This is a genomic window from Spirillospora sp. NPDC046719 (genome assembly GCF_040645715.1).
In the GTDB taxonomy this organism is placed as follows: Bacteria; Actinomycetota; Actinomycetes; order Streptosporangiales; family Streptosporangiaceae; genus Spirillospora.
The window spans coordinates 24842-51292 of record NZ_JBEYYT010000022.1 but is presented as its reverse complement, the minus strand read 5'-3'; the positions used below and the strand labels follow the sequence as shown (position 1 = coordinate 51292).

Annotated in this window: 24 protein-coding genes; 13 read left to right on the top strand and 11 right to left on the bottom strand. The window is 71.5% G+C overall.

Annotated features, from left to right (window positions below):
- On the top strand, positions 1 to 1254 hold a 1254-nt coding region (locus tag ABZ914_RS06605; RefSeq protein ID WP_500192077.1), incomplete at its 5' end, for a glycosyl hydrolase family 65 domain-containing protein.
- A 53-nt stretch (positions 1255 to 1307) separates the two neighbouring features.
- Here ABZ914_RS06605 and ABZ914_RS06600 read toward each other — a convergent pair.
- Complete coding sequence (locus ABZ914_RS06600) at positions 1308 to 2171, bottom strand: universal stress protein (RefSeq protein WP_500192076.1); 864 nt, start codon at positions 2169 to 2171, stop codon at positions 1308 to 1310.
- Between the two features lie 386 nt (positions 2172 to 2557).
- Here ABZ914_RS06600 and ABZ914_RS06595 point away from each other — a divergent pair, with 386 nt between their 5' ends.
- Complete coding sequence (locus ABZ914_RS06595; protein WP_500192075.1) at positions 2558 to 3049, top strand: DUF2231 domain-containing protein; 492 nt, start codon at positions 2558 to 2560, stop codon at positions 3047 to 3049.
- 160 nt (positions 3050 to 3209) lie between these two features.
- Here the strand turns inward: ABZ914_RS06595 and ABZ914_RS06590 are convergent, their stop codons facing one another.
- On the bottom strand, positions 3210 to 5549 hold the full coding sequence (locus ABZ914_RS06590) for a phosphoketolase family protein (protein ID WP_500192079.1): 2340 nt from the start codon (positions 5547 to 5549) through the stop codon (positions 3210 to 3212).
- A 186-nt stretch (positions 5550 to 5735) separates the two neighbouring features.
- Positions 5736 to 6593, bottom strand: coding sequence for a universal stress protein (locus tag ABZ914_RS06585; protein WP_500192074.1), 858 nt, complete (start codon positions 6591 to 6593; stop codon positions 5736 to 5738).
- A gap of 454 nt (positions 6594 to 7047) precedes the next feature.
- On the opposite strand from ABZ914_RS06585, the gene ABZ914_RS06580 reads away from it, so the two are divergent.
- Complete coding sequence (locus ABZ914_RS06580; protein WP_500192073.1) at positions 7048 to 7281, top strand: hypothetical protein; 234 nt, start codon at positions 7048 to 7050, stop codon at positions 7279 to 7281.
- 135 nt (positions 7282 to 7416) lie between these two features.
- Here ABZ914_RS06580 and ABZ914_RS06575 read toward each other — a convergent pair whose 3' ends face one another.
- The 4 genes from ABZ914_RS06575 to ABZ914_RS06560 form a co-directional block, all read right to left on the bottom strand.
- Positions 7417 to 7599, bottom strand: a complete 183-nt coding sequence (locus tag ABZ914_RS06575; RefSeq protein WP_500192072.1) for a hypothetical protein — start codon at positions 7597 to 7599, stop codon at positions 7417 to 7419.
- Positions 7600 to 8084: 485 nt separating this feature from the next.
- On the bottom strand, positions 8085 to 9530 hold the full coding sequence (locus ABZ914_RS06570) for a serine/threonine-protein kinase (RefSeq protein WP_500192071.1): 1446 nt from the start codon (positions 9528 to 9530) through the stop codon (positions 8085 to 8087).
- Positions 9531 to 9631: 101 nt separating this feature from the next.
- Positions 9632 to 10441 carry a class I SAM-dependent methyltransferase gene (locus ABZ914_RS06565; protein WP_500192070.1) on the bottom strand — a complete coding sequence of 270 codons (810 nt, stop codon included), beginning with the start codon at positions 10439 to 10441 and terminating at the stop codon, positions 9632 to 9634.
- Positions 10438 to 11337, bottom strand: coding sequence for an alpha/beta fold hydrolase (locus tag ABZ914_RS06560; RefSeq protein WP_500192069.1), 900 nt, complete (start codon positions 11335 to 11337; stop codon positions 10438 to 10440). Before ABZ914_RS06560 ends, ABZ914_RS06565 begins: the two co-directional genes overlap by 4 nt.
- Before the next feature lie 263 nt (positions 11338 to 11600).
- Here ABZ914_RS06560 and ABZ914_RS06555 point away from each other — a divergent pair, with 263 nt between their 5' ends.
- Entirely contained in the window at positions 11601 to 12161 is a 561-nt protein-coding gene (locus ABZ914_RS06555; RefSeq protein ID WP_500192068.1) for a PASTA domain-containing protein, read from the top strand.
- Positions 12162 to 12545: 384 nt separating this feature from the next.
- Positions 12546 to 13439 (top strand): DMT family transporter, encoded by an 894-nt coding sequence (locus tag ABZ914_RS06550; RefSeq protein WP_500192067.1) that lies wholly within the window; start codon positions 12546 to 12548, stop codon positions 13437 to 13439.
- 43 nt (positions 13440 to 13482) lie between these two features.
- Here the strand turns inward: ABZ914_RS06550 and ABZ914_RS06545 are convergent, their stop codons facing one another.
- Positions 13483 to 14418, bottom strand: coding sequence for a helix-turn-helix domain-containing protein (locus tag ABZ914_RS06545; protein ID WP_500192066.1), 936 nt, complete (start codon positions 14416 to 14418; stop codon positions 13483 to 13485).
- 166 nt (positions 14419 to 14584) lie between these two features.
- On the opposite strand from ABZ914_RS06545, the gene ABZ914_RS06540 reads away from it, so the two are divergent.
- On the top strand, positions 14585 to 15418 hold the full coding sequence (locus ABZ914_RS06540) for a mycofactocin-coupled SDR family oxidoreductase (RefSeq protein ID WP_500192065.1): 834 nt from the start codon (positions 14585 to 14587) through the stop codon (positions 15416 to 15418).
- Between the two features lie 16 nt (positions 15419 to 15434).
- Positions 15435 to 16238 carry a mycofactocin-coupled SDR family oxidoreductase gene (locus ABZ914_RS06535; protein WP_500192064.1) on the top strand — a complete coding sequence of 268 codons (804 nt, stop codon included), beginning with the start codon at positions 15435 to 15437 and terminating at the stop codon, positions 16236 to 16238.
- Positions 16239 to 16286: 48 nt separating this feature from the next.
- Here ABZ914_RS06535 and ABZ914_RS06530 read toward each other — a convergent pair whose 3' ends face one another.
- Together ABZ914_RS06530 and ABZ914_RS06525 are read right to left on the bottom strand one after the other, a co-directional pair.
- Positions 16287 to 16955 carry a TetR/AcrR family transcriptional regulator gene (locus ABZ914_RS06530; protein ID WP_500192063.1) on the bottom strand — a complete coding sequence of 223 codons (669 nt, stop codon included), beginning with the start codon at positions 16953 to 16955 and terminating at the stop codon, positions 16287 to 16289.
- A gap of 91 nt (positions 16956 to 17046) precedes the next feature.
- Positions 17047 to 17811 carry a carboxymuconolactone decarboxylase family protein gene (locus ABZ914_RS06525; RefSeq protein WP_500192062.1) on the bottom strand — a complete coding sequence of 255 codons (765 nt, stop codon included), beginning with the start codon at positions 17809 to 17811 and terminating at the stop codon, positions 17047 to 17049.
- A gap of 307 nt (positions 17812 to 18118) precedes the next feature.
- Between ABZ914_RS06525 and ABZ914_RS06520 the strand changes: the two genes are divergently transcribed.
- The gene (locus ABZ914_RS06520) at positions 18119 to 19600 is read left to right on the top strand and encodes an aldehyde dehydrogenase family protein (protein ID WP_500192061.1); all 1482 of its coding nucleotides are present in this window, start codon (positions 18119 to 18121) and stop codon (positions 19598 to 19600) included.
- Between the two features lie 90 nt (positions 19601 to 19690).
- Here ABZ914_RS06520 and ABZ914_RS06515 read toward each other — a convergent pair whose 3' ends face one another.
- Complete coding sequence (locus ABZ914_RS06515) at positions 19691 to 20290, bottom strand: TetR/AcrR family transcriptional regulator (RefSeq protein WP_500192060.1); 600 nt, start codon at positions 20288 to 20290, stop codon at positions 19691 to 19693.
- A 260-nt stretch (positions 20291 to 20550) separates the two neighbouring features.
- Here ABZ914_RS06515 and ABZ914_RS06510 point away from each other — a divergent pair, with 260 nt between their 5' ends.
- The 5 genes from ABZ914_RS06510 (at position 20551) to ABZ914_RS06490 (ending at position 26390) form a co-directional block, all read left to right on the top strand.
- Positions 20551 to 22893 carry a xanthine dehydrogenase family protein molybdopterin-binding subunit gene (locus tag ABZ914_RS06510; protein ID WP_500192059.1) on the top strand — a complete coding sequence of 781 codons (2343 nt, stop codon included), beginning with the start codon at positions 20551 to 20553 and terminating at the stop codon, positions 22891 to 22893.
- A gap of 114 nt (positions 22894 to 23007) precedes the next feature.
- Positions 23008 to 23766, top strand: a complete 759-nt coding sequence (locus ABZ914_RS06505) for an FAD binding domain-containing protein (RefSeq protein ID WP_500192058.1) — start codon at positions 23008 to 23010, stop codon at positions 23764 to 23766.
- Positions 23759 to 24244 carry a (2Fe-2S)-binding protein gene (locus ABZ914_RS06500; RefSeq protein WP_500192057.1) on the top strand — a complete coding sequence of 162 codons (486 nt, stop codon included), beginning with the start codon at positions 23759 to 23761 and terminating at the stop codon, positions 24242 to 24244. Before ABZ914_RS06505 ends, ABZ914_RS06500 begins: the two co-directional genes overlap by 8 nt.
- 65 nt (positions 24245 to 24309) lie before the next feature.
- Positions 24310 to 25146: a mycofactocin-coupled SDR family oxidoreductase gene (locus ABZ914_RS06495; protein WP_500192056.1), complete on the top strand. Its 837-nt coding sequence runs from the start codon at positions 24310 to 24312 to the stop codon at positions 25144 to 25146.
- Between the two features lie 41 nt (positions 25147 to 25187).
- On the top strand, positions 25188 to 26390 hold the full coding sequence (locus ABZ914_RS06490; protein WP_500192055.1) for a cytochrome P450: 1203 nt from the start codon (positions 25188 to 25190) through the stop codon (positions 26388 to 26390).
- Positions 26391 to 26451: the final 61 nt, after the last annotated feature.

Genomic DNA, 26451 nt, shown 5'->3' with positions numbered 1-26451 from the left:
GCCGCTGCGGGCCGCCGCGGCGCCATGTACCCCTGGCAGAGCGCGGCCGACGGCCGCGAGGAGACCCAGCGCGTGCACCTCAACCCGCGCTCGGGCCGCTGGCTGCCCGACCACTCGCACCTGCAGCGGCACGTCGGGCTGACGATCGCCCACAACGTCTGGCGGTTCTACGAGGCGACCGGCGACACCGAGTTCCTCGCCGAGTACGGAACCGAGATCATCCTGGAGATCGCCCGGTACTTCGCCGATCTGGCCTGCTACGACCGCTCCATCGACCGGTACCGGATCCGCGGCGTCATGGGCCCCGACGAGTACCACGACGCCTTTCCCGGCCGGGACGAGCCGGGCCTGGACGACAACGCCTACACCAACGTCCTCACCGCCTGGCTGCTGCACCGGGCCCTGGACGCGCTGGCCCTCATCCCCGAGGACCGCCGCACCGAACTGCGCGAGCGGCTCGGCCTCACCCGCGAGGAGATCACCCGGTTCGAGGACGTCCGCCGGCGGATGTACGTCCCGTTCCACGACGGCGTGATCAGCCAGTTCGAGGGCTACGGCGACCTCGAAGAGCTCGACTGGCCCGCCTACCGCGAGCGCTACGGGGACGTCCGCCGGCTCGACCGGATCCTGGAGGCCGAAGGCGACTCGACCAACCGCTACAAAGCCTCCAAGCAGGCCGACGTACTGATGCTCTTCTATGTCCTGACGCCGCAGGAACTCGATGACATCCTGCAACGCCTCGGCTACGACCACGGGCCCGACCTGATCGCGCGCACCACCGCCTACTACCTGCCGCGGACCTGCCACGGATCGACCCTCAGCTCCCTGGTGCACGCGTGGATCCTGGCCAGCACCGACGGCGACCAGGCCTGGCAGGTCTTCCTGGAAGCGCTCGACAGCGACCTGGCGGACGCCCAGCACGGCACCACCGCCGAGGGCGTCCACCTCGGCGCCATGGCCGGCACCGTCGACCTCGTCCAACGCTGCTACGCCGGGATGAACACCCAGGACGGCACCCTCCACCTGAACCCGCGCCTGCCCGCGGCGATCGGCGAACTGCGCCTCGGCCTGCGCTACCGCGGGCACTGGGGCATCGACCTCGTCTGCCGCCAGGACCGGCTGAAGGTCAGGCTCCGTCCCGGCGCCGCTCTGCCCATCCGCATCGCCCCCGGCGACCAGGAGGTCCTCATCCAACCCGGGGACTCCTGGGAGACCCCGCTCCAGAACGGCAGGGCGCCCGCCGCCGACGAATGACCACCGGGTCGTCCGTCCCGACATCGCGCGACCCCGGCTCCGCCGGAGGCGTGTCAGGACCGGTGGCCGCGGGCGGGGACGACGGCGACCGGGCAGTGCGCGTGGTGGATCAGCCCGTGCGTCACCGCACGGTTGCGGGGAAGCATCAGCCCCTCGCGCGCGTGGGTGCCGACGACGACCAGGTCGGCCGCTCCGGTGGCGGCCATGAGCGCCGCGGCGGGATTGTCGGAGACGATCGTCTCCTGGACGTCCACTTCGGGATACCGCTTGCGCAGCGGGGCATGCGCCTCGACGACGCGCCACCGAGCGCGCTCTTCCGTGCGTTCCAGGCCCTCCGCCGCTCCCGGCCCGTCCAGGGACTCGGGGAACGGCCACGCGTGCACGACTCTCAAGCGGGCGTTCCAGGCCACTGCGGCCCGGAACGCGTACTCCAGGGTCGCCGAGTCGTCACCGAGCCCGACGCCCACGGCGATCTCGCCGTGCCCGGCCTCGCCCTCGCCGCGCACGACCACGACCGGGCAGGCCGAGTGGCGGACCGCGCCGAGGCCGACCGAGCCCAGCACGAGCCCGGCGAACCCGCCGAGACCCCGGTGGCCGACGACGAGCTCGAACGCGTTCCTCGATCGCTCCGTGAGCGCGCGCACGGTGCCCGCCGCGGCGAGCTCGGTGTTCACCCGGACCTCCGGCCGCCGGTCGCGCGCGACGCGTTCGGCGCTCGCCAGGACCTCGCCGCCGGCCCGCGACAGCGAGGCGACCTCTCCCGGCGCGGCGGTCAGCGGGACGTCGAAGGCCCAGTTCTCGACGGCGTGGACGATCTGCAGGTCGCGCCGGTACCGGGCGGCCTCGTCGGCGGCCCACGCCACGGCTCGCGCGGACGGGACGGAGCCGTCGGCGCCCACGATGATCGGTTCGGCCATGGTCCTCTCCTCTGTCGGGTCCCGGCCTTCCGGGACGGGTTCGCACCCGGTGCCCCGGGCTCAAGCGCGCGCCACGCATGCGCGGAGCCGTCGATGCCCACGGCGATCGGTGCCGACACTGGTCATCCCTCCCACGCTCTAGGAACGTCCCACTGTCGACGCTAGGCCGCGCTTTCCCAGGGTTCTGCGGCCGAAGGTCCCCTCTTGGCAAGGCGAGGGCCATCCACGCTTTCAAACACGGGTTCGGTTGAAGGCTGCTTGAAGTCCTCGTAACGGCTGTGCCGGGGAACCTATGAGGGTTCTCTGAATGCACCCGAAGCCGTGGGCACGAGGGGGCGAACCACGACATTCTCGTCCAGTCCTCCCGTCTCTGTGAAAGGTCGGTCATGCCGTCGACCCTTTGGGGCCTGCCCACCCATCCGCTCGTCGTTCACCTGGTGGTCTTCCTCGTCCCGCTCACCGTCGTCGCGACGCTCGTGGTGGCGCTGTGGCCGCGGGCGCGGCGGGCGGCGGCCCCGTGGGTGCTCGCCCTGGCGACCGCTGCGGTGATCTCGGTGCCCATGGCGACGTCGAGCGGCGAGAACCTGGAACAGCGCGTGCCGCACAACGCGCTGGTCGAACGGCACGCCGAGCTGGCCGACATGCTGCTGCCGCTCGCGGGAGTGATGTGGCTCGGTCTCGCCGTCCTGACCGGCGTCGGCTGGTACGCCCGCCGGGAGTCGGCCGCGGTGCCGCGCTGGGCGGGCGCGGTGACGGTGGCGGCGGCGGTCCTGGCGGTCGGCGGAGCCGCCGCGTCCGGCGTCCAGGTGGTCCGGATCGGACACAGCGGCGCCAACGCGGTGTGGCACGACGTGGCCGCGCATCCGGACCGCCGCTGAAGGGCGCCGGTGGCCCGAGGCGGGGGCCGCGACCGTTCACGTCCGAGGGGGGCGGTCGCGGCTCCTCCGGTCCCGGGCCCAGAAGGTCAGCGGGTCAGGACGACCTTGAGAGCGCCCGTGTGCGCCGCGTCGGCGAAGACCTCACCAGCCCGGTGGCGTTTCAGTACGGCCAGGTCCAGTCGCGGACTTCCGGTGCGTCCTCGCCGTGCTCACGCGTGTACGCGCGCAACCGCAGCCGCTCGTCCAGCATGCGCTGCCGCACGTTCGCGACCCGGCTGCCGAGCGAGGGCACGCGGTCGATGACGTCCACGACGAGGTGGAAGCGGTCCAGATCGTTCAGCATCACCATGTCGAAGGGCGTCGTGGTGGTGCCCTCCTCCTTGTAGCCGCGGACGTGCAGGTGGTCGTGGCCGTGGCGGCGGTAGGCGAGCCGGTGGATCAGGTACGGGTAGCCGTGGAACGCGAAGATGACAGGCTTGTCGGCGGTGAACAGGGCGTCGAACTCGACGTCGGGCAGCCCGTGCGGATGCTCCTCGACGGGCTGCAGGCGCATGAGATCGACGACGTTGACGACGCGGACGCGCAGGTCCGGGAAGAAGCGCCGCAGCAGGTCCACCGCGGCGAGGGTCTCCAGGGTGGGGACGTCGCCGGCGCAGGCCAGGACCACGTCGGGGTCGGCGCCGCCGTCCGTGGAGGCCCATTCCCAGATGCCGATGCCGCGCGTGCAGTGCGCGATCGCCTGGTCCATCGGCAGCCACACCGGGGCGGGCTGTTTGCCGGCGACGATGACGTTGACGTAGTCGCGGGAGCGCAGGCAGTGGTCGGCGACCGAGAGCAGGGTGTTGGCGTCCGGCGGCAGGTAGACGCGGGTGATCTCGGCCTTCTTGTTCAGCACCACATCCAGGAAGCCGGGGTCCTGGTGGGTGAAGCCGTTGTGGTCCTGCCGCCAGACGTGCGAGGACAGCAGGTAGTTCAGCGACGCGATGGACCGCCGCCACGGCAGGTGCCGGGTGACCTTGAGCCATTTCGCGTGCTGGTTGAACATGGCGTCGACGATGTGGATGAACGCCTCGTAGCTGTTGAACAGGCCGTGCCGCCCGGTCAGCAGGTAGCCCTCCAGCCAGCCCTGGCACAGGTGCTCGCTGAGCACCTCCATGACGCGGCCGCTGCGGGCCAGGTGCTCGTCGGTGTCGCGCCTGTCGCCTTCGAACACGCGGTCGGTGACCTCGAAGACGGCGCCGAGCCGGTTGGACGCCGTCTCGTCCGGCCCCATGATCCGGAAGCTCCGCGGGTTCGCGGCGACGACGTCGCGCAGGTAGCCGCCGAGGACGCGGGTGGCCTCGGCGGTGGCGGTGCCGTGCTCGTCCACCGGGACCCCGTAGGCGCGCGGGTCGGGCAGGTCGAGGGGGCGCAGCAGCAGCCCGCCGTTGGCGTGCGGGTTGGCGCTCATCCGCCGGTTCCCCGACGGCGCGAGGTCGCGCAGCGCGGGAACCGGCCGTCCGGCGTCGTCGAAGAGCTCCTCCGGACGGTAGGAGCGCAACCACGCCTCCAGCTCGGCCAGGTGCTCGGGATCGTCGCGGACTCCGGCGAGCGGCACCTGGTGGGCGCGCCACGTGCCCTCCACGGGCAGGCCGTCGACCTCCTTGGGCCCGGTCCACCCCTTCGGCGTCCGCAAGATGATCATCGGCCAGCGGGGGCGGCCGGTCGCGCCCTCGTCGCGGGCGGCGCGCTGGATGCGGGCGATCTCGTCCAGCGCGCGGTCGAGCGCCGCCGCCATGTCCCGGTGGAGGGTCGCCGGATCATCGCCGGAGACCACGATCGGGGCATGGCCGTACCCCTCGAACAGCCTGACCAGCTCTTCCTCGGGGATGCGGGCGAGCACGGCCGGATTTGCGATCTTGTAGCCGTTCAGGTGCAGGATCGGCAGCACCGCGCCGTCGTTCACCGGGTCGACGAACTTGGTGGAATGCCAGCTGGTCGCGAGCGGTCCGGTCTCGGCCTCCCCGTCCCCGACGATGCACGCCACCACGAGGCCGGGGTTGTCGAAGGCGGCGCCGTAGGCGTGCGCGAGGGAGTAGCCGAGCTCGCCGCCCTCGTGGATCGAGCCGGGCGTCTCCGGCGCGACATGGCTCGGGATGCCGCCGGGGAAGGAGAACTGGCGGAACAGCGTCCTCATGCCTTCGGCGTCCTGAGACACGGCGGGATAGACCTCGCTGTAGGTGCCCTCCAGCCAGGCGTTGGCGACCGCGGAGGGCCCGCCGTGCCCGGGCCCCATGATGTAGACGGCGTCCAGATCACGGGCCTTGATCACCCGGTTCAGGTGGACGTAGCAGAAGTTCAGCCCGGGCGAGGTGCCCCAGTGCCCGAGGAGCCGGGGCTTGATGTGCTCCGGTCGCAGCGGCTCGCGCAGCAGCGGATTGTCCAGCAGGTAGATCTGCCCGGCCGACAGGTAATTGGCCGCTCTCCAGTAGGCGTCGATCGACGCGAACCCGGTGCCGATCGCCGCCGGCTCGGTTTCGATCGACTGGCCGTTGGGGGTGGTCGTGGACGTCACCGGTCCTCCTCGAGGTCGCTCACCCAAGCGCACCATGGGGCGGGCCGCGCACGGCAGGGCCGAAGGTCACACGTCCCGTCGATGCGCGGGAACCGGCGCCTCCCGCTCCCCCGGCGGATACTTCGAACGACCTCAGGTGGAAGGGACCACGGCGACGGGGCAGTGCGCGTGGTGGATCGCGCCGTGCGCCGCGGACCCGAGCCGAGGCGCCGTCCACGACCGCGTGTGGGCGCCCACCACGACCAGGCGGGCCCCGAGCGAAGCGTTCGACAGGGCGGTCACCGGGTGGGCCAGGACCACTTCGGAAACCACTTCGACCTGCGGGTACTTCGCCTGCCAGGGCGTGTACGCCGCGGTGAGGCGGTCGAGGAACTCCCGCTCCACCCGTTCCACCTTGTCCCGGTCGGGGGCGAAACCCGCCTCGACGAGCGTCTGCGAAACGCGCCAGGCGTGCATGACCCGCAGCGGCGCGCCGTTCAGGGCGGCCGCGTCGAACGCGTGGTGCAGGATCGCGTCCGCGTCCCTCTGGAGGTCGAGCCCGACGACGACCTCCCCCTGCTCATCGGCCGTCCCGCGCACGATGACCACCGGAATCGCGCAGCGCGCGGCCATCCGCAGGCTGACGGATCCCAGCATGAGACCGGCGAACCCGCCGAGCCCCCGATGGCCCACGACGACCTCGAAGGCGCCCGCGGTCTGTTCGATCAGGCCATGCGGCGCGTCGTCCGAGACGAGCGCCGTGCTGACCTCCAGGTCGGGCCACTGCTCCCGGACGCGCTCGGCCACGGTGGCGAGAACACCGTGCCCCACCCGGGACATGAGACTGATCGTCTCCGCCGGTGCGAACAGCGGCGCGCCGTACGGGAAGTTCTCGACGGCGTGGACGATGTGAAGACGCCGGTGGCGCAGGCTCGCCTCGGCGGCCGCCCATTCCACGGCCCGGTCCGCGTGCTCGGATCCGTCGACGCCTACGACGATGGGCTGTGACATGTTCTCCTCGCGTTTCCCAGACGCTCACGTCGATCGGTGCGCGCCCGTCCGACAGGCCCCCATGAGTCCAGACTCGCGCCCGTCCGCGGCTCCCTCCAGGGACGAAAGTCCTGGTCGCGCGGCATCGGCGCCCCATGGCCGAGGCCTTCCTGCCGTGTCAGCGATCAGAGAGAACGGACGTGACCCAGTCTTTGCGGGCGCGGTTCGGTTGCTCGCCCGCGCGGCGGGCAAGGCGAGCTTCGGAACAGGAACTCCGCTCTAGGGAGCACCGGGAGATCCGACGAGCCGCGCCCCATGTGCGCAGAGCGCTCGCCCCCTCGGAGCGGGCCGAGGCAACGGCAACGACGGTGATGGCGAGGAGGGACGCGGCTCTCTGTACCTGGTGCTGGAGGTCGGTGGTGTGGTCGCCGCCGGGATGCTGATGTTCCAGCGGCCGGCCTCGGACCGGTCGAGGATGACCCGTCGACTGGCCCCGGGCTGGTGGGTGGCCTTGGGCGTGGCGGTGGGCCCGCTCGTGGGCTACCTGTCCAGCCGCAGCATCGGACTCCCGGCCTACACCTCGGACGTCGGCAACTGGACCGAGCCGCTCGGCCTGGCGTCGCTCGCCGTCGAAGGCGCCCTGCTCGTCCTCACCCTGGGCGTCCTCGCCGCGCACTTCCGCGCCCGGCGCGGATCACACCCGGCATGACCCCCGCGCTCTACGAGCGCAACCAATGCCGTCCGTCAACCGGGCCGGCCGGTTTCAGCTTGCGGGTGCTCCTGAAGCGTACGCCGTTGGCTCACGTCATCGCCATCGGCTTATCCGTCTCGTCCGCCGCCAGCATTATCCGAGGAGTTGCTCGACTGCGCAGCCGGCCAGTGGATCCGGCCAATCCTGGGGCAGGAGTGGGCAGTTCACCCGGCCGCTCAGCACGTCCGGCAAGAACTCGGTGAGCGAACCGCGGTACCGCCACTGCATGAACTGACCGACCAGCATCACCGTCCAATCCGACGGATCGTCTTCCACCAGCCAGAATCCGAATACCGGTCCGATGTCGCTGATTCCCCAGGGGAAGACATTCTCGCCGCTGGTCGGCGCCAGCGTCCGCGAACGCGTAGTGACGGGATCGAATTCGATGATCTCCTCTGCCGGGCCCCAGTGCCGGCATATATCGAAGATGCCCCATGAGTGCCACAGGTCGAACCGCCCCCATGATTCCAGGAGATCGAAGTTCGGCGGGCCCGCGGGGTGGCGGATGCGGAGATCAACGCCGGGTAGAGCGCAGCGAACTCCCGATAGTCGGCTGGGAATTCCAGGCCGGTCCGCGCACGGACCTCGAACCATTCTATGTCGGGCACCGGAACTTCAGGCGCGCCGAGCAATTCCTCAGGCCAGGGTGGGGGCGTCATGGGGGATCGGACTTCCTTCGTCGCCGGGATCGAGGACGCGATTCGCGATGAGAAGCAGGTGACCGTTCGGGCGCTCGGCGTCTCGCCGGGCGCCCTGCGCGGTCAGGGGGCCGGCCTCCAGCGCTGCGAGGCGTACCGGGCGAAGGTCTCGGCGAGCACCGAGCGCGAGGCGTCCAGCAGGCGGGTCTCGACGAGGAGCGACCAGCCGGTCTCCGGGTCCTGCCGGAACCATGGCAGGGCTCTGTGCTGCGCGGACACGCCGGCGTGCGGCCGGACGATGACGCTTTTCTGCCCGAGCCGACCGATGCGCCCCAAGGCGATCTGGTCGATATCGGTCCACGCGTAGGAGACGCGGCTCGCGCCGGTCCGCAGTTCCAGGCCCTGGCGGTCGATCCGCAGCCCGTCACGGGTCGGGTCGTACTTCGACGACCGGATGAACCAGCGCACGAACAGCGGGACGGCGACGGCCATGAACAGGAGCCCGATGCCCTGCCTGTTGATCACCGCTCCGACGGCGGCCACCATGAGCATCACCGCGCCGACGATGAGCAGCGGATTGGGAAGAGGCGCGCGAACGGGAACGACGACTCCGCCGCGGGGCGCGGTGGCGGTCCCCCGTGCGGCCGGCCGGGGCGCACTCCGCACCTCCGTCTGCGTCCGCGTCGCGGTCTGCCCCGAGGCCACGGTCTGGGCCCTTTCGAGCACGAGGGTCCGCGCAGGTCCGGGCAGCCAGTCCCCCGTGAGGTCGGTGCCGGTGAGCGCGGCGAGGAGGCCGTCGGTGTCCGGCCGCCGCTCGGGGTCCTTGGCGAGGCACTCCGCCACGAGTCCGCGGATACCGTCGGGAAGGCCGGACAGGTCGGGTTCCTGGTGGACGACGCGGTACAGCAGCGCGGTCGGCGGCCCGTCGCCGAAGGGACGCACCCCGGCGGCGAAGCACAGCACCGCCCCGAAGGCGAACACGTCGGTCGCCGGGCCGACCGGCTCGCCGGTGACCTGCTCGGGCGCCATGTACCCGGGCGTGCCGACGGCGCCGCCCGCCCGGGTGAGCGCGGTCACGTCCGCCGCCCGCGCGATGCCGAAGTCGATGACGCGGGGACCGTCGTCGGCGATCAGGATGTTGGACGGCTTGAGGTCGCGGTGCACCAGATCCGCTCCGTGCACGGCTTCCAGTGCCTCGGCGATCCCCGCGCCGAGCACGCGCAAGGTCGGCTCGGGCAGCGGTCCGTGGGCGGCGACCATCTCCATCAGCGAGGGCCCGGGGACGTAGGCCGTGACCAGCCACGGCGGGTCGGCGTCGGGATCGGCGTCCACCACGGGCGCGGTGTGGAAGCCGCCCACCCGCCGCGCCGCCTCGACCTCCTGGCCGAACCGCCGCCGGAACAGCGGGTCGGCCGCGAGCTCGGGCCGGACGACCTTCACCGCCACCGGCCGTCCGCCCGGCGACCGGCCGAAGAACACCTCGCCCATGCCGCCGCCGCCGAGCCTGCCCGACAACCGGTAGCGCCCCACCGTCCGCGGGTCCCCTGGAGCCAGCGGTGTCACCGTCATCCCATCGTCCCGTCATGATCATGGACGCTGGAAACCCTACCGGGCCGCCACCGCACCCCCCTCCGCTGGCCGAATGCGGCCACCTGGCCCCTTTTGCATGGTCACCGCGGCTCCATGGCCTGACGGCGTGCCGTGATGATCCATGCACGCGAGTCGAAAAGGACGCCGCTGCCGGTGTCGTGGGCGGCCAGGGCGGCACGTAGCCGCGTGCGTGCTTGTTCGACCGTCCCGAGATCGAGGTCGTTCAGCACGTCTTTGTCCCAAAGGCGGAGCACGTTATCGAAGGCGGTGTCGGTGTCCGGGCCGTAGTAGACGGGCTCGCGCACGTCGGTGAAGCCGACTTCCGTGAAGCCCGCCGCCTCCAGGATGCTCTCGGTGCGAGCCTGGTCGGCGAGCGAGAACGGGTCCGGGCTGCCGGCGGAAGGGGCGGGCGCCGGGGTCGCGGCAGTGTGCGGCCGGCGGATCGCGGAGGCCCATTCGTTGTGGTCGCGGTCCTGCCACACGAGCAGCACCAGCCGCGCCGCCGGGCGGAGAGCCCGCCCGATATTGGTGAACGCGGCGACCGGGTCGGTGAAGAACATCGTTCCGAACCTGCTGATCGCGAGGTCGAAATGCGCCGGCGGGAAGGGATGGATCTGGGCGTCCGCCTGTTGGTAGGTGATGTTGCGCAGACCCTGCTCGTCGCTGAGCCGACGGGCGCGTTCGAGCATTCTCGCGGAGAGATCGATCCCTACCGCGCTTCCGTTGACGGCTGCGCGGGCGGCCTCGCGCGTGGACTGTCCCGTGCCACAGCCGATGTCGAGGACACGGTCGTCAGGGCCGACGCGGGCGGCAGCGCGGAAGAGCTCGTTGTGCAGGCGAAGCTCCGCGTCGTAGTCGAACAGGTCGCTGTGGTCGGACGTCACCGTCACCGGTTCCTCTCGTCTGCGCCGGGTGGGACGGCACCGCAGGCGCTTCCGGTGTGCCGAATCAGCGCCGGTACGAACACGTCCCACAGCGGCCTGGGCAGGTCGTGCCCCGCCCCCTCCAGGACGAGCAGCTTCGCGCCGGGAATCGCGTCGCGCAACGCCTCCCCGTGCGGAAGCGGAAGAGCCGGGTCGCGGTCACCGTGCACCACGAGGGTCGGCGCCTTGATGTCGCCGAAGTCGCGGGCCGCCCCGTCGAAGTCCATCGCGTAGTGGTTGGTGAGGGTCGAGGCGATGTCGCGGGCCCGGGCCACGTCCCGCTCGACCAGCGCACGCGTGGCGGTTTCGTCGAAGAAGGGAGAGTCACCCGAATAGGCCTTGGCCGATGCGACGACGTAGTCCACCACGGCGGCGCGATCGGACGGGTCAGGGGCGGCGGGAACGTTATCGGCTAACCCCTTCGACGGCGGCGGGAGGCCATCCTCGCCCGTTGAGCTGGAGACGAACGTCAGTGACACGACCCGGTCGGGGTGGTCCACTCCGAGAATGAGCCCGATCCCGCCCGCCATGGACCGGCACACGACGTGCGCGCGCTCCACCTCCAGGGCGTCCAGGACGCCGAGCGCGTCCTGGGCCAGGTCCGTGAACTCGTAGCCGGGCCGCCCGGGCGGGTAGCAGGTGGACCTGCCGGTGTCCCGGTTGTCGTAGCGGATCACGAACCGGTCGCCGCGCGCGATCCGCTCGCACAGGTCGGCCTCCCACCACAGCATCGAGGCGGCCGCGCCGTCGACGAGCAGGACCGCGGGTTTCGCGGGGTCCCCGAAGGTCTCGACGCACAGTTCGACGTCGCTCCGCTTGACGAGCTTCTCGCCGTTAGAGAGATAATGGGTCACGATCGCCACGCTAGGCCCGGATGCTCATCGACGAAAGTGATGGTCTCCGCTTGACTCGCGGATCGCACCCGCTCCCCTCTCACCGCATGAACGATCGAGATCGCCGTGGAGGTCGCAGGCGAGATCGCCCGCGGAGCACCGTGCACTTCATGAGGGTGGGGAAGCGAGTGGCGCTCCGGCGTCCGATCGGACATGATCATCGATGACGTCGCCAATGACCGCATGGAGGGATACCGCTGATGCGAGCTCGTGCCATCTCCACCATTGTTGGCATGATGACCGCGCTTGCGCTGACCGCCTGCTCGACCGGCAATGAGGAAGCCCATCGGACGGCGCCCAGCGCCCCCGCATCGCGGATTTCCGCGGCCCTTCCCAGCTATAAAGGGAAGACCCTCGACGCGGTCAGCAGGGAACGGGAAGGTGCCGCCCCCTCCTACACCACCGTCTTCCGTTCCCTGAGCGACGGCCATGCCTTCGATGGCGAGTCCTACTCCGGCACCTGGATCGTCTGCACCCAGACAGAGAACGCTGCAAGCAGAACGGTCGAGTTCGGGATGCTTCCACCGCAGGTGCCCTGCCCCGCGGACGGCCGTGTCACGGCCTGGCCCACCGTCCCCGACGTCGTCGGGAAGACCGGCTTCCAGGCGAAACAGATCGGAGAACGGGTCGGATTCCAGAGTCTCCACGGCGAACCGAGCTCGCGCTACGGTGACTCCCATCTGGAACGGGTCGTCTGCCGTCAGGATCCGCCCGCCGGCGAAAGCATGCGCACCCACTACGGAGAGGCGCTGTCGGTGGTCTTCGTGGATCCGGCGGGGCCATGTGATCAATAGCGTCCGGGAGCAGGTCTTGCGCAATCCGAATCTACCGCCGGATGAGCGAGCCGCCATCGGCAAGCGGTTCACACGGCTCTGCTGGCGCCTGATCATCGGAGCCCTCGCCCTCATTCCTCCACTAGTAGGATTGATCTTCCTCAACGACACGATGCAATCGGCAGTGCTGCTTTGGCTTGGCCGAGGGATCTGCCTTTGCATCGTGCTCCTTGTGGTCTTGAGTCTCGTCGCGGCGTGGATCGGGGCATGGGTCATGTACGACCCCGACGACCGACCCGAGCCGTGAAACACGTGTGATGTGGAGAGCCGATGAGCACTGGCACCGGAAGGAGAGCGAGTCGGCCTCAGGTGCCGGAGTGGGTGCGGCGGTGGCCGGGTGTCTGCATGGGCGTGGGAGCGCTGGCGGTGTCGGCGTCGGCGGTGCTGCTGCACCTGGCCCACGTTTCTCCGGGGACCGCCTCCTTCTACCGGTGCGTGCTGGCGCTGCCGCTCCTGGTCCCGTTGGCGCTGGCAGAACGCCGCCACGGCCGCCCGGGCCGGCGAACCGTGGCGCTGGCGTGGGCGGCGGGCGTGCTGCTGGCGGGCGACATGCTGCTGTGGACCCAGGCCATCCCCGAGGCCGGCGCGGGGATCTCGACGGTGGTCGTGAACATGCAGGTGCTGCTGGTGCCGCTGCTGGCGCTGGTGGTCGACCGCGAGTCGCCGGGACGCCGCTTCGCCCTGGCGCTGCCGCTCCTGCTGGCCGGCCTCGTCCTGACCGCCGGGCTCGTCGGCGGCGCGATGGGCACCGACCCGCTCACCGGCGCGCTGCACGCGGTCATGGCCGCGGCCTGCTACTCGGGGTTCCTCTTCCTGCTCCGGCGAACCGGCGAAGGCGGGCTGACCCGGCAGACCTACCTGCACGTGATCGTCGCGGCCGCCGTCGCGTCCCTGGCGGTCGGTGCGGTCTGGCACGGCGTCGACCTCGCTCCCGGATGGTCCCCCATCGGCTGGCTGCTGGCGGTCGCGGTCCTGGGCCAGGTCCTGGGCTGGCTTCTGGTCGCGCTGGCCACGCCGTCGCTTCCCGCGCACGTCGGCGCGACGCTGCTTCTTCTCACCCCGGTGGGCGCGGTCGGACTCGGTGCCATCGTGCTGGCCGAACGCCCCACGCTCGTCCAACTGGCCGGCTGCGCACTCATCCTGGCCAGCGGCTACCTCGCCGCCACCCGGCCCCCCGGCGACCATCGCGAACCTGACCGCCTCAGCCCGGACGAGCGAAGCGGGGCGAACTCGCTCTGACCACGGCCCGAGACCCGGACCTCATCACCGTCCAGGCACGGTGTCACCCGCTGAAGGCGTCGGCGGGCTCGGTGCCGCCACGGGGCGCGTCGCGGCGCGGTACCCGGCCGCGGGACTGGCGCGTCGCGATGCCCGCCGCCTGGACCAGCCGGCGGCCGAGGGCCAGGACCCGGTCGACGCGGACCGGCTCGCCGGATCCGGTGATGCTGAGCGCCAGCAGAGCGCGGGCGGTCGGGTCGAAGACGGGCGCGGCGATCGCCTTGAACACGATCTCGTCGGAGTCCGCCAGGCCGTCGAAGAGCACGAGCATCTCGTCGGTCGCCCGCAGCACCTCCGTGAGGTTCCGCTCCGCCCCGTCATCGGTCGGTTCGGCGCGGAGCCGGCCCATGGCCTCGACCACCGCCGGTGCCGCGATCGCGGAGGTGGCGACGCTGAAGCCGTGGTCCCGCACCTGCGCGAGGACGCGCCGGTAGAGGGCGTCGAGAGGCGGCTCGACGGCGGCGCGCTCCAGCCAGCCGGTGACGGCCTCCTCGTCGGCCCACGCCAGGAACGGTGCGCCCATCGGGGCGAGCAAGGGCGACCGGTCGCCGGGATAGCCGATGCCCGAGGTCGCCGGCTCCGGCCCCCGCTGGGCGAGGATGACGACGTCCCGCCCGGCGACGGCCGTGACGCCGATCTCGCATTCGAGTTCGGCGGCGAGCACCTCGGCCTGGGCGATGGCGGCGCCGATCGACGGGTGCCGCTCCAGCGCGGCGAAGCCCGTCGCCGCCAGCGCCGGCCCCAGGACGTACGTGCGGTGGACGGGGTCCCGCAGGACGAATCCGCAGTCGCTCAGCACGGCCAGCGTGGAGTGGGCCGAGGCGATGTTCATCCCCAGGTGCCGGGCGAGCTCGCTGATCGTGAAGCCCTGCAGGGGGTGGGCGGTGAGGAAGGAGACGATCGTCGCCGCGCGGGTGGACGCAGGCGCAGGACGAGCCATGGAGCACAACCTACCGGATTCCGCAGCGCACCCGGACTGTTGACTGCAAAGAACTCTTTGTTATAGCAATGCGAAGACGGATCGGATCGGTTCAATCAGCGGCCGCGACGCAAGGTCGCAAGGGCGTCGCCGCGCGCCGGCGTGGAGCGGGAAGGGCCGAGAAGCAGTGGGACAACTGGACGGCAAGGTCGCCTTCATCACGGGTGCGGCACGCGGGCAGGGGCGCAGCCACGCGGTCCGCCTCGCGGGCGAGGGCGCGGACATCATCGGCGTCGACATCTGCGCGGACATCCCCGCGAACAGCTACGCGATGGGCACCCGGGAGGAGCTGGCCGAGACGGAGTCGCTGGTCAAGGAGCAAGGACGGCGGATGATCGGAGCCGTCGCCGACGTGCGCGACTTCCACGCGCTGCGGGCGGCGCTGGACGCGGGCGTGGCCGAGCTGGGCCGGCTCGACATCGTCTGCGCCAACGCGGGCATCGCCCCCATGGCGTTCCGCGAGCTGACCATCGAAGAGGAGCTCGACCACTGGAACGCGGTCGTCGGGGTGAACCTGTCGGGGACGTTCAACACCGTGAAGGCGGCGATGCCGCACCTGATCGAGGGCGGTCGCGGCGGTTCGGTCATCATCACCAGCTCCACCGCCGGGCTGCGCGGCTTCGGCGGAACACAGGGCGGCGGGGTCGGCTACGCGGCGTCCAAGCACGGGGTCGTGGGGCTGATGCGCACGTTCGCCAACGCCCTCGCGCCGCACAGCATCCGGGTGAACACGGTGCACCCGACCGCGGTCCGCACGATGATGGCGGTCAATCCGGGCATGACCGAGTGGCTCGAGCAGAACCCCGAGGGCGGAGGGCCGCACCTGCAGAACCCGATGCCGGTCGACATGCTCGAACCCGGCGACATCAGCGACGCCGTCGCGTTCCTCGCGTCCGACCAGGCCAGGTTCATCACCGGCGTGGCGATGCCGGTCGACGCCGGCTTCTGCAACAAGCTCTGACGGGACGGGCGACACGATGTCCGGACGAGTGGCGGGAAAGCGGGTCCTGATCACCGGGGCCGCGCGCGGCATGGGGCGCGCCCACGCGCTGCGCCTGGCCGAGGAGGGCGCCGACCTGATCCTGGTCGACCTGTGCGAGTCGCCGCCTGGCCTGGAGTACGCGCTGGCCACCAAGGACGACCTCGACGAAACCGCCCGCCTGGTGCGCGCACACGGCCGCCGCGCGGTGGCGAAGGTCGCCGACGTCCGCGACGCCGCGGCGATGCGCAAGGCCGTCGCGGACGGGGCGGCCGAGCTCGGCGGCCTGGACGCCTCGGTCGCCAACGCGGGCGTGCTCACCGCCGGCACCTGGGACACCACCACGCCCGAGCAGTGGCGCCTCGTGCTCGACGTCAACCTCATCGGCTCGTGGAACACCTGCGCCGCCGCGATCCCGCACCTGGTCGGGCACGGCGGGAGCCTGGTCAACGTCAGCTCCGCCGCCGGCATCAAGGGAAGCCCGCTCACCACGCCGTACACCGCGTCCAAGCACGGCGTGGTCGGGATGAGCCAGGCGCTGGCCAACGAGCTGGCGGCGCGGAACATCCGCGTCAACACCGTCCATCCCACCGGGGTGGCGACCGGCATGGCGCCGGCCTCGCTGCACGGCCTGCTCGCCGAGGAGCGTCCCGACCTCGCGCCCATCTACGCCAACGCGCTGCCGGTCCCGATGGTCGAGGCGCGGGACGTGAGCAACGCCGTCCTGTTCCTCGTCTCCGACGAGTCCCGGTACGTCACCGGCCTGGAGTTGAAGGTGGACGCCGGTGTCACGATCAGGTAGCCCGGCGGCTCTCCGGACGGCGAACCTCCCGAAACCGCCCGTCCGCCGTCACAGATACGGCAGCCACGTCGTGCCGGGCTCCGCGTCCTCAAGCGCGGCGAGCGCCGCCGGCGACGCCGGAGCCAGGAGGAACCCGATGAGGCCGTCGAGCAGGTCGGCGACATGGAGCGCGAACGGCACGACCGGATAGCCGTTCACCCGGGCCCGTTCGCGGTCGGACGCGGCCTCGACGCCGAACGACACGACCTGGGCGATCCGGTGGGCCCGCAGCGGCTCGGGGAGGTGCGGAAGCAGTGCCGCGACGCGCTCGCCGAACTCCCGCGTCGACGCCTGGTACTCCTCGGGCAGCCGTCCGAACACGTCCTGGCGGTTGTGATGCCGCAGCATGCTGACGAAGGTGAGGTACCTGCCGCCCTCCCGCTCGCCCTGCTCCAGCAGCGGGAGGAGGTGGCACTCGACCAGCGACCGCAGGTCGCGCGGACGGTGCCGGGCGACGAGCATCCGGCGCCGCTCGTGGATGTCGGGCAGGCGATGCTCGCAGATCGCCTGGAGCAGGCGCTCCTTCGTCCCGAAGTGGTACTGGACCGCGGACTTGTTCCCGTTGCCGGCCTCGGCGCCGATCTGCCGAAGCGATACCCCGTCGATGCCGTGCTGGGCGAAGAGGCGTTCCGCGGCGCGGATTATCTCCGTCTTCGTGGACGACGTCGAGACCGACATGGACACCATGAATCCGCCCGGGGAGGTAAGCCGACTGCATTCTCATTCATTCCGGCGACTTCCATCGTAGGAGGACCGGTGCCATCGAGCGTCAACGGGCCCTGTCGGCCCATATCGCGTCGGCGGTGCTCCCGAGCGCCTCGCCCTTGGCGAAGCCGTAGTAGGCGGCGAATTGCAACGCGATCTCGTCCATCTCCTCCTTGGAGACATCGCCGGAGTTCAGCGCCGCGCCGACGTGCGACCGCAGCGGCGTGGGCGAGTCGCAGACGGCGACGCTCGCCACGGTGATGATGCGCCGTTCCCTGCGGGTGAGGCCGGGCCGTTGCCAGACATGCCCGAAGACGAAACCGAGGATCCCGGCATGGATGTAGGGCGTCTCGGGCTTCGGCGCCTGGATGAGGTTGACCGCGACGAACTCCTCCACGCCGCGCCTGATGCGCTCGTCGCGGTCCTCGACGCCCAGGGCCTCGTTGCCGAGGACCGGCAGCGGCCCGGGCTCCTCCCCGCGTTCCCGCAGGATACGGGCCCACTGCCGGCGGATCACGCCTTCGATGTGCGAGGCCTTCGGCCAGCCGCAGTAGACGGCGAACTGCAGCACGAACTCGAGCATCGCCTCCAGTTCGATGTCCCCGCTGTTGAGGGCGGCGTAGACGTGCGCGTCGATCGGCTCGGGGGCGTCCGCCGCGCCGACGCAGGTCAGCGTCACCCACCGGCGGTCCCGCCGGCTCAGCCCGGGACGCGGCCACACCTCCCCGAACACGAAATCGCGGGCCGCCGCCTCGAGCGGCGTGGCCGGTGCCGGCGCCTCGCGGGTCATCACCTCGCGATACGTCCTTTCGGCGAGCACGTTCCCCATGCCGCTCCCTTCGGAGGTCCGTCGAATTCGAACGGATTAACTTTAAGTCGTAGGACTTTGGTAAACAAGAGGGTCACGTGCGAACGGCGGGATCCAGGGCGCGATCAACGGCCGCCATGGGCGCTCTAGCTGCATCGATGCAGGCGACCGAAAGTTAAGTCCCTTGCCTTCACGGCCACGGTGTACTTCGATGCGATCGAGGATGGTAGGAAGATTCTCATCTTTGCGACCCATCCTCTCCTCCCATCCGGCGGAGCCGTCGCCGGATGCGCCGGCGTGCCGTTACGGACAAGACGGGACCCACACGATGATCACTTCTCGGACCGCTCCGGACGACCTCGGCGTCACCGGACCGCTCATCGACGGCAGCCGGCTCGACCGCCCGGTCCTGGACGCGGTGGAGCACGTCGACCCCGCGACGGCCCGGGCGAACGGCACCGTCATGCTGAGCGGGCCGAGCGAGGTGGACGCGGCGGTCGAGGCGGCGAAGGCCGCCTCTCCCGCGTGGAGGGCGCTGTCCCCCGACAAGCGCCGGCGCGTCCTGCAGCGGATCGAGGAGACGATGGAGGCCCGGGTCCCCGAGCTCGCCCGCCTCATCACCCTCGAGATCGGCGCCCCGGCGGCGATGTCCGCGGCGCTCGCGCATCTCTGCGCGGGCTGGTTCGGGTACTACGCGGGCTGGGCCGACAAGATCGAGGGGGCGACGATCCCGCTCAGCCCCGCGCTCACCGCGGGCCTCGACTACACGCTCCCCGAGCCGTACGGCGTCATCGGCGTCATCGTGACCTGGAACGGGCCGATCACCTCGATCGGCATGAAGGTGGCGCCCGCGCTCGCCGCGGGCAACTGCGTGGTCGTCAAGACGTCCGAGCTCGCCCCCTTCGCGGTGGCCCGGTTCGCGGAGATCGCCCTGGAGGCGGGCCTTCCTCCGGGCGTCCTGCACGTGCTGCCCGGCGGCGCGGAGGCGGGCGACCGGCTGGTCCGGCATCCGGACGTCGGGAAGATCTCCTTCACCGGCGGGATCCCGACCGCGAAGAAGATCCTGGACGCCGCCCGGCACACGGTGAAGCCGGTGGTGCTGGAACTGGGCGGCAAGTCGGCGAACGTGGTCTTCCCCGACGCCGACCTGGACGAGGCCGTCGCCCTGACCGTGCGGTCGTGCTTCAACCTCGCCGGCCAGGGCTGCAATCTCACCACCCGGATGCTGGTGCACCGCGAGGTGTACGACGACGTGGTCGAGGCCACCCGCCGGCGTGCCGCCGGACTGCGCGCGGGCGACCCGTTCGAGCCGAGCACCACCCTCGGCCCCGTCATCGACCAGGCCGCTCGCGACCGCGTCCTCGGTGTGGTCGACCGGGCGCGGAAGGACGCACGGGTCGTGACCGGCGGCCGTGCCGTCGACCGGCCGTCCCTGGCGCCGCGCGTCCGCGACGGCTACTTCGTCGAGCCGACGGTCCTGGCCGACGTGGATCCGGCGAGCGAGGCCGCCACCCGGGAGATCTTCGGCCCGGTGCTGTCGATCACCCCCTTCGGGAGCGAGGCGGAGGCGGTCGAGCTGGCCAACGCGACCCCCTACGGCCTGGGCACCTACCTGCAGACCCGCGATGTGTCACGGGTGCACCGGATCGTGCCGCTCCTCCGGTCGGGCAGCGTGCACGTCAACGGTGTCTCCGGCCAGCCGCCCGGCGCGCCGTTCGGGGGCTACAAGCAGAGCGGCATCGGACGAGAGGGAGGCAGAGAAGGACTCTTGGAGTTCCTCCAGACCAAGAACGTCTTCATCCGTGCGTGACATGCGGGGAATGCGTCCTCGCGCGCCGCCGGGCGCACCGCGCGGCACGTCCGGGCGGGCCTGCACTTCGGCCTCGTGTCGGCGGGCGGTTCATTCCGTCTCACGGACCGGAGCACCGTCGATCCTCTGCAGGTACCCCTCCACCAGGGCCAGGGCTTCGTCATGTCCCACGGTGAGCCCCATCGCGTCCTCCATCGTGAGCGCTCGGGAGACCGTCGAGATCAGAACGGTCAATGCGAGCGGGGGAAGCGCCTCGGGGTCGATTCCGCGTGCCCTCAGATAATTGGCGACCGCCTCCCTTTGCATTTCTCGGGCCCGTTCCGCGTAACTGACGAGTTCGGCGCGCACCGCCTTGCGGTGATTCGACAGCGCGATGAATTCGACGTTCAGCGCCGCTCCCCTGGGGTGGCTGTTGTAGGCCCACAGCGAGTGCAGGAGCCGGCCGGAGTCCAGCGCGCGCGCCTGGGCCTCCAGCTCCTGCTCGGAGCGCCTGCGGATCAGGGCGAGGAACAGGTCGTCCAAGGTCCGAAAGTAGTAGTGGATCAAGGCCGGCGTGACCCCGGCCTCCCGTGCCACGCGCCGGATCCCGACGGCCGCGTACCCCTCCTCCAGCATCAGCCGCTCGGCGATGTCCAGCAGCAGGAATCGCGTCTTGGAATTCTCCGGACCCATGCGGCGAGGCGAATTCATGTCTCTTCTCCTTGACGGTCCACGGTGCGGGTGTTAAACAGTCGTTTAGCAAAGGATGCGCCGCATCATTCGAACGGCGGGGCACCCGGCCGGCACGGGCGGCGCGCCCTGTCCGGCGGCCGCGCCCGCCGATTCGTCCGCCCCCCTCCGACCATCGGCCTCCGAGAAGAACGGAGAAGCTGCTCCATGGCAGTGAACGCGCCCTCCCCCGTCGATCGACCGACGGCGGCGACGAAGGCCAGAGCGCAATGGGCGGAACGGTGAGCGCGCCTCCGGCGGCCGCCGCCCGCTACGCCGGCGCACGAACGCCCCGGGTCGAGGACCCGCGGCTGCTGACCGGTCACGGAACGTTCGTGGACGACGTGGTGCGGCCGGGCATGGTGCACGCGCACTTCGTCCGCAGCCCGCTGGCACGCGCCCGCATCCTCGGCGTCGACGCCGCCGAGGCGCTGGCGCTCCCGGGCGTCCACGCCGTCTTCACGGCGGACGACCTCAACCCCGGCGTGCGCGAGCCGTGGTATTCGCTGATGGGCCCCGACGTCCCGGACACGCCGCGCCCCCCGCTGGCCGAGGGCGAGGTGCGGTTCGTCGGCGACCCGGTCGCGCTGGTGGTCGCGGACGACCGCTACATCGCCGAGGACGCCGCCGAGCTCGTCGTCGTCGACTACGAGCCGCTGCGGCCGGTCGTCGACTACAAGGCGGCGCACGAGTCCGCGGAGCGTGTGCACCCCGCCTATCCTCGCAACCTCGCCGGCGAGCTCGCCGGGCGCCCGGTGGACGACCTCGCGGACGTCTTCGCACGGGCGGCCCATGTGGCGAGGGAGACCTTCTACCAGCAGAGCTACGCGGCCGTGCCCATGGAGACGCGCGGCCTGGTCGCGGAGTGGTCGCCGTCCAGCGGCGAGATGACGATCTGGGCGTCGACGCAGACGCCGCACGAGACGCGGCTGTTCTGCAGCCGGCTGCTGGGGCTGGACGAGCACCGCATCCGGGTCGTGATGCGCGACACCGGCGGCGGTTTCGGGCAGAAGGCCGTGCCGCAGCGCGAGGACATGTGCGTGATGCTCGCGGCGCGCAAGGTGCCCGGCCCGCTGAAGTGGATCGAGGACCGGCAGGAGAACCTCATCGCGGCGGGGCAGGGGCGCCACGAGCACGGCGACGCCCGCATCGCCTTCGACGGGGACGGCCGGATCCTGGCCGCCGCCATCGACCACGTGCAGGACGCGGGCGCCTACCCGACGCCATGGCCGGTGCAGACCACGGCGGTCGTCGGGCTGCTCTTCCCCGGCCCCTACCGGGTCCCCGAGGCCGCGTTCTCCTGCAAGTCGGTGTTCTCCAACACGACCGGACGCACCGCCTACCGCGGGCCCTGGCAGTTCGAGTCGGTGGCGCGCGAGATGCTCCTCGACATCGCGGCGCGGGAGATGGGGACGGATCCGGCGGAGCTGCGCCGCCGCAACCTGCTGCGCCGCGACGAGCTGCCGCTGACCAACCCCAACGGCATGCCCTACACCGAGGTCACGCCGCTGGAGACCTTCGAGCACGCGCTGGACGTCCTGGACTACGAGGCGTTCCGCGAGGAGCAGGCGCGGGCTCGTGCCGAGGGCCGCTACCTGGGCGTCGGCACGTGCACCTACATCGAGCCGACCACGAGCGGCGTCGGCGTCCACGCCACCGAGGGCGCGACGATCCGGATCGAGCCGTCCGGCAAGGTGAACGTGTACGTCGCCGGAGGGTCGAGCGGCAACAGCATCGAGACCACCGTCGTCCAGCTCGCCGCGGACGCCCTCGGCGTGGACATCGCCGACGTCAACACCGTCCAGGGCGACACGGCCGTCACGCCGTTCGGCGGCGGCACCGGCGGCAGCCGGTCCGGCTCGATGACCGCCGGAGCCATCGCCGAGACCGCGTCCGTCCTGCGGGAGCGCATCACGGCGATCGCCGCGCACCGGCTGGAGGCCTCCGCCGGCGACATCGAGCTCTCCGCCGGGCGGGCCCGGGTGCGCGGCACGCCGGGCGCCGAGCTGTCCTACGCCGAGATCGCCTCGATCGCCTACTTCCGGACCGAGGGCCTGCCGCCCGGCGTGCCCCCGGGGCTGGAGGCGAGCGGCCGGTACCGGGCGCGGAGCATGGCGGTCTGGGCCAACGCGACGCATGTCTGCACGTGCGAGGTCGACGTCGTCACGGGCGAGGTGAGGCTGCTGCGCTACGTCGTCGCCGAGGACTGCGGACCGATGATCAACCCGAACGTGGTGGAGGGGCAGATCGCGGGCGGCACGGTGCAGGGGATCGGCGGAGCCCTGTACGAGCACTTCGCCTACGACGAGGACGGCAATCCCCTCACCACGACCTTCATGGACTACCTTCTGCCCACCACCACCGAAGTGCCCACCATAGAGTACGGGCATCTGGAGTCCCCGGGGCCCGGGGCGGGCGGCTACAAGGGCGTCGGCGAAGGCGGCGCGATCGGCTCGCCGCCCGCGGTGGCGAACGCGGTCGCCGACGCGCTCGCGCCGCTCGGCGTGAAGATCACCCGGTTGCCGCTGTCCCCCGCGTCGATCGTGGAATCGCTCGACGCCGCCGCGCGGGCGGCCCGGCCATGAAACCGGCATCGTTCGAGTACCACGCCCCGGCGACCCTCGACGAGGCGGTCGGCCTCCTCGCCGGCCTCGGAGAGGACGCCAAGGCCATCGCCGGCGGGCAGAGCCTCGCCCCCCATGCTCGTCCTGCGGCTGGCGGTCTTCGGCCACCTGGTCGACCTGCGGCGCGTGCCGGGCCTGCGCGGCGTCGAGCGCCGCGGCGGATCGCTATGGATCGGCGCGGGCACGACGCAGGCCGCGATCCAGCGGTCCGGCGAGGTCGCCGGCGCCGTCCCGCTGCTGGCCCGCGCCACTCCCCTGATCGGCCACTTCCAGATCAGGAGCCGCGGCACCATCGGAGGGTCGCTGGCCCACGCCGACGCCGCCGCCGAGTACCCCGCGGTGGCGCTCGCCCTCGACGCCCGGCTGGAGGCGTACTCGCCCCGGGGGCGGCGGACGATCCCCGCCGCCGGGTTCTTCACCGGGCTGTGGAGCACCGCCCTGGCGGAGGACGAGCTGCTCACCGGGATCGCCTTCCCCGTCCGGGGCGCCCGCAGCGGGTTCGCCGTCGAGGAGTTCGCCCGCCGGCGCGGGGACTTCGCACTGGCGGGCGCCGCCGTCGCGGTCGAGCTCGGCGAGGACGCCCGGATCCGGCGCTGCGGCATCGGCCTGTTCGGGCTCGGCCCGACCGCTGTGCGGGCGCCGGCCGCGGAGGCCGCCGCGACCGGCGCCGAGGCCGCCGGGGTGGCGGCCGCCGATGTCGGACGCGCCGCCATGTCCGAACTCGCGTCCGTCCCGTCGGACCTGCACGGATCCGCCGCCTACCGCACGCGAGTGGGCGCGGCCATGGTCGCGCGGGCCTGGAAGAAGGCCGTCGAGGAGGCCACGGGTGACTGAAGTCGACATCGAGATGAAGGTGAACGGCGTCGTACGGCGTGCGACGGTGCAGCCCCGGCTCACCCTCGCCGACCACCTCCGGGAGCACTGCGGACTGACCGGCACGCACCTCGGGTGCGAGCACGGCGTCTGCGGCGCCTGCACGGTCCTTCTCGACGGGGAGGCCGTCCGCGCATGCCTGGTGTTCGCCGTGCAGGCGGACGGGTCGGAGGTCACGACCATCGAAGGGCTGTCGTCTCCGGACGGCGGCCTCTCGCCGGTCCAGGCCGCCTTCCGCGACCACCACGGCCTGCAGTGCGGCTTCTGCACGCCGGGGTTCGTCATCTCCGCCACCGCGTTCCTCGACGACAACCCCGATCCCACCGACGAGGAGATCCGCGACGCCCTGTCCGGGAACCTGTGCCGCTGCACCGGCTACCAGGGGATTCTCAAGGCCGTCCGCGCGGCGGCCCGTCCACCGGCGCCCGAGAAGGACTGAGCGGCGCCGGCCACCCCACCCGTCCGAACCGAACTCCGTCAGCCGAGAGCCGAGAGAGGGACACCATGCCCGGGAGAGTCGAAGGCAAGGTCGCGTTCATCACCGGTGCCGCCCGAGGTCAGGGCCGCAGCCACGCCGTGCGCCTCGCGGAGGAGGGCGCCGACATCATCGCCGTCGACGTCTGCGAGCAGATCGACAGCGTGCCCACCCCCATGTCCACCCCCGAGGACCTGGAGGAGACCGTCGCCCAGGTCGAGAAGGCGGGCCGGCGCATCCACGCCGTCCAGGCCGACGTGCGCGACTACGACGCGCTGAAGGCGGCGGTCGACGAGGGCGTGAGCCGGTTCGGCCGGCTGGACGTCATCCTGGCCAACGCCGGGCTCGCCGCGGCCGGCGACGCGATCGAGAAGATGAGCGAGAAGCTGTGGCGGGACTCCATCGACGTCAACCTCACCGGCGTCTGGCACACCGTCAAGGCCGCGGTCCCGCACGTCATCGAGGGCGGACGCGGCGGCGCGATCGTGCTGACCAGCTCCGTCGGCGGGCTGAAGTCCCACCCGAACATCGGCAACTACATCGCCTCCAAGCACGGCGTGGTGGGGCTGATGCGGAGCATGGCGGTGGAGTTCGCGCAGCACCGCATCCGCGTCAACTCCGTCCACCCGACGCAGGTCAACAGCCCGATGCTGATGAACGACATGACGTACCGGATGTTCCGGCCCGACCTGACGAACCCGACCGCCGACGACATGGCGCCGGTCTCGCAGATGATGAACACCCTGCCGGTCCCCTGGGTCGAGCCGGTGGACGTCAGCAACGCGATCCTCTTCCTGGTCTCCGACGAGGGCCGCTACGTCACCGGCGTCCCCCTGCCGGTCGACGCGGGCGCGTTGCTCAAGTGACCACCCCAGACCCGCGACCGCGAGCCACAGGAGTCCGAGAGGTGCAGAAGGTGGAGAACGGCAGCGACATCTATTGGGACCCCTACGACGCGGGCATCGCCCAGAACCCGTATCCGATCTACCGCCGGCTCCGGGAGGAGATGCCGCTCTACTACAACGAGAAGCACGACTTCTACGCGCTCACCCGGGCCGCCGACGTCGAGCGCGGCCTGCCGGACTGGCGGACGTTCTCCTCCTCGCGCGGGGACATCCTGGAGATCGTCCAGTCCGGCCTGGAGATCCCGTCGGGCACCGTCATCTTCGAGGACCCGCCCACCCACGACATCCACCGCCGCCTGCTGTCGCGGCTGTTCACCCCCCGGCGGATCGGCATGCTGGAGCCGAAGGTCCGCGACTTCTGCACCCGCACCCTGGACCCCCTCGCCGGCGCGGACGGCTTCGACCTGGTCGCCGCCGTCGGCGCCGAGCTCCCGATGCGCGTCATCGGCATGCTGCTGGGCATCCCCGAGGCCGACCAGCCGGCGATCCGCGACATGGTCGACGACTCGCTGCGCACCGAGGACGGCGGGCGGATGGACCTCGACGGCGGCGCGGTCCTCAACACCGAGGCGTTCGGCGAGTACATCGACTGGCGCGGCAAGCACCCGTCCGACGACCTCATGACCGAGCTGCTGACCGCCCGGTTCGAGGACGAGAACGGCCGGACCCGCACCCTCACCCGCGACGAGGTGCTGACCTACGTCTCGGTCGTGGCGGGCGCGGGCAACGAGACGACGGGGCGGCTCATCGGCTGGGCCGGGGCCGTCCTCGCGCGCCACCCCGACGCCCGCCGCGAACTGGTCGCCGACCCGTCGCTGATCCCGGGCGCCATCGAGGAGATCCTGCGGTACGAGCCGACCGGCCACTCCATCGCCCGGTACGTCACCACGGACGTGGAGCTGCACGGCCGGACCGTCCCGGCCGGGAGCGCCATCGTGTTCATCGTGGCCTCCGCCAACCGCGACAGCGACCGCTACCCCGACCCCGACCGCTTCGACATCCACCGCAGCATGGGCCACCTGCTCACCTTCGGCCTGGGCGGGCACTACTGCCTGGGCGCCGCGCTCGCCCGCCTGGAGGGCAGGATCGCCCTGGAGGAGATCCTGAAACGCTTCCCCACCTGGGAGGTCGACTGGGAGAACGCGAAGCTGGGACAGACCTCCACGGTCCGCGGCTGGGAGACCCTGCCCCTCATCCTCCGATGACCGGTGCGAGGCGTGACGCCGTGGCCGACGGCCCGCGTGATCCTACGTCAGGGAGGCACTG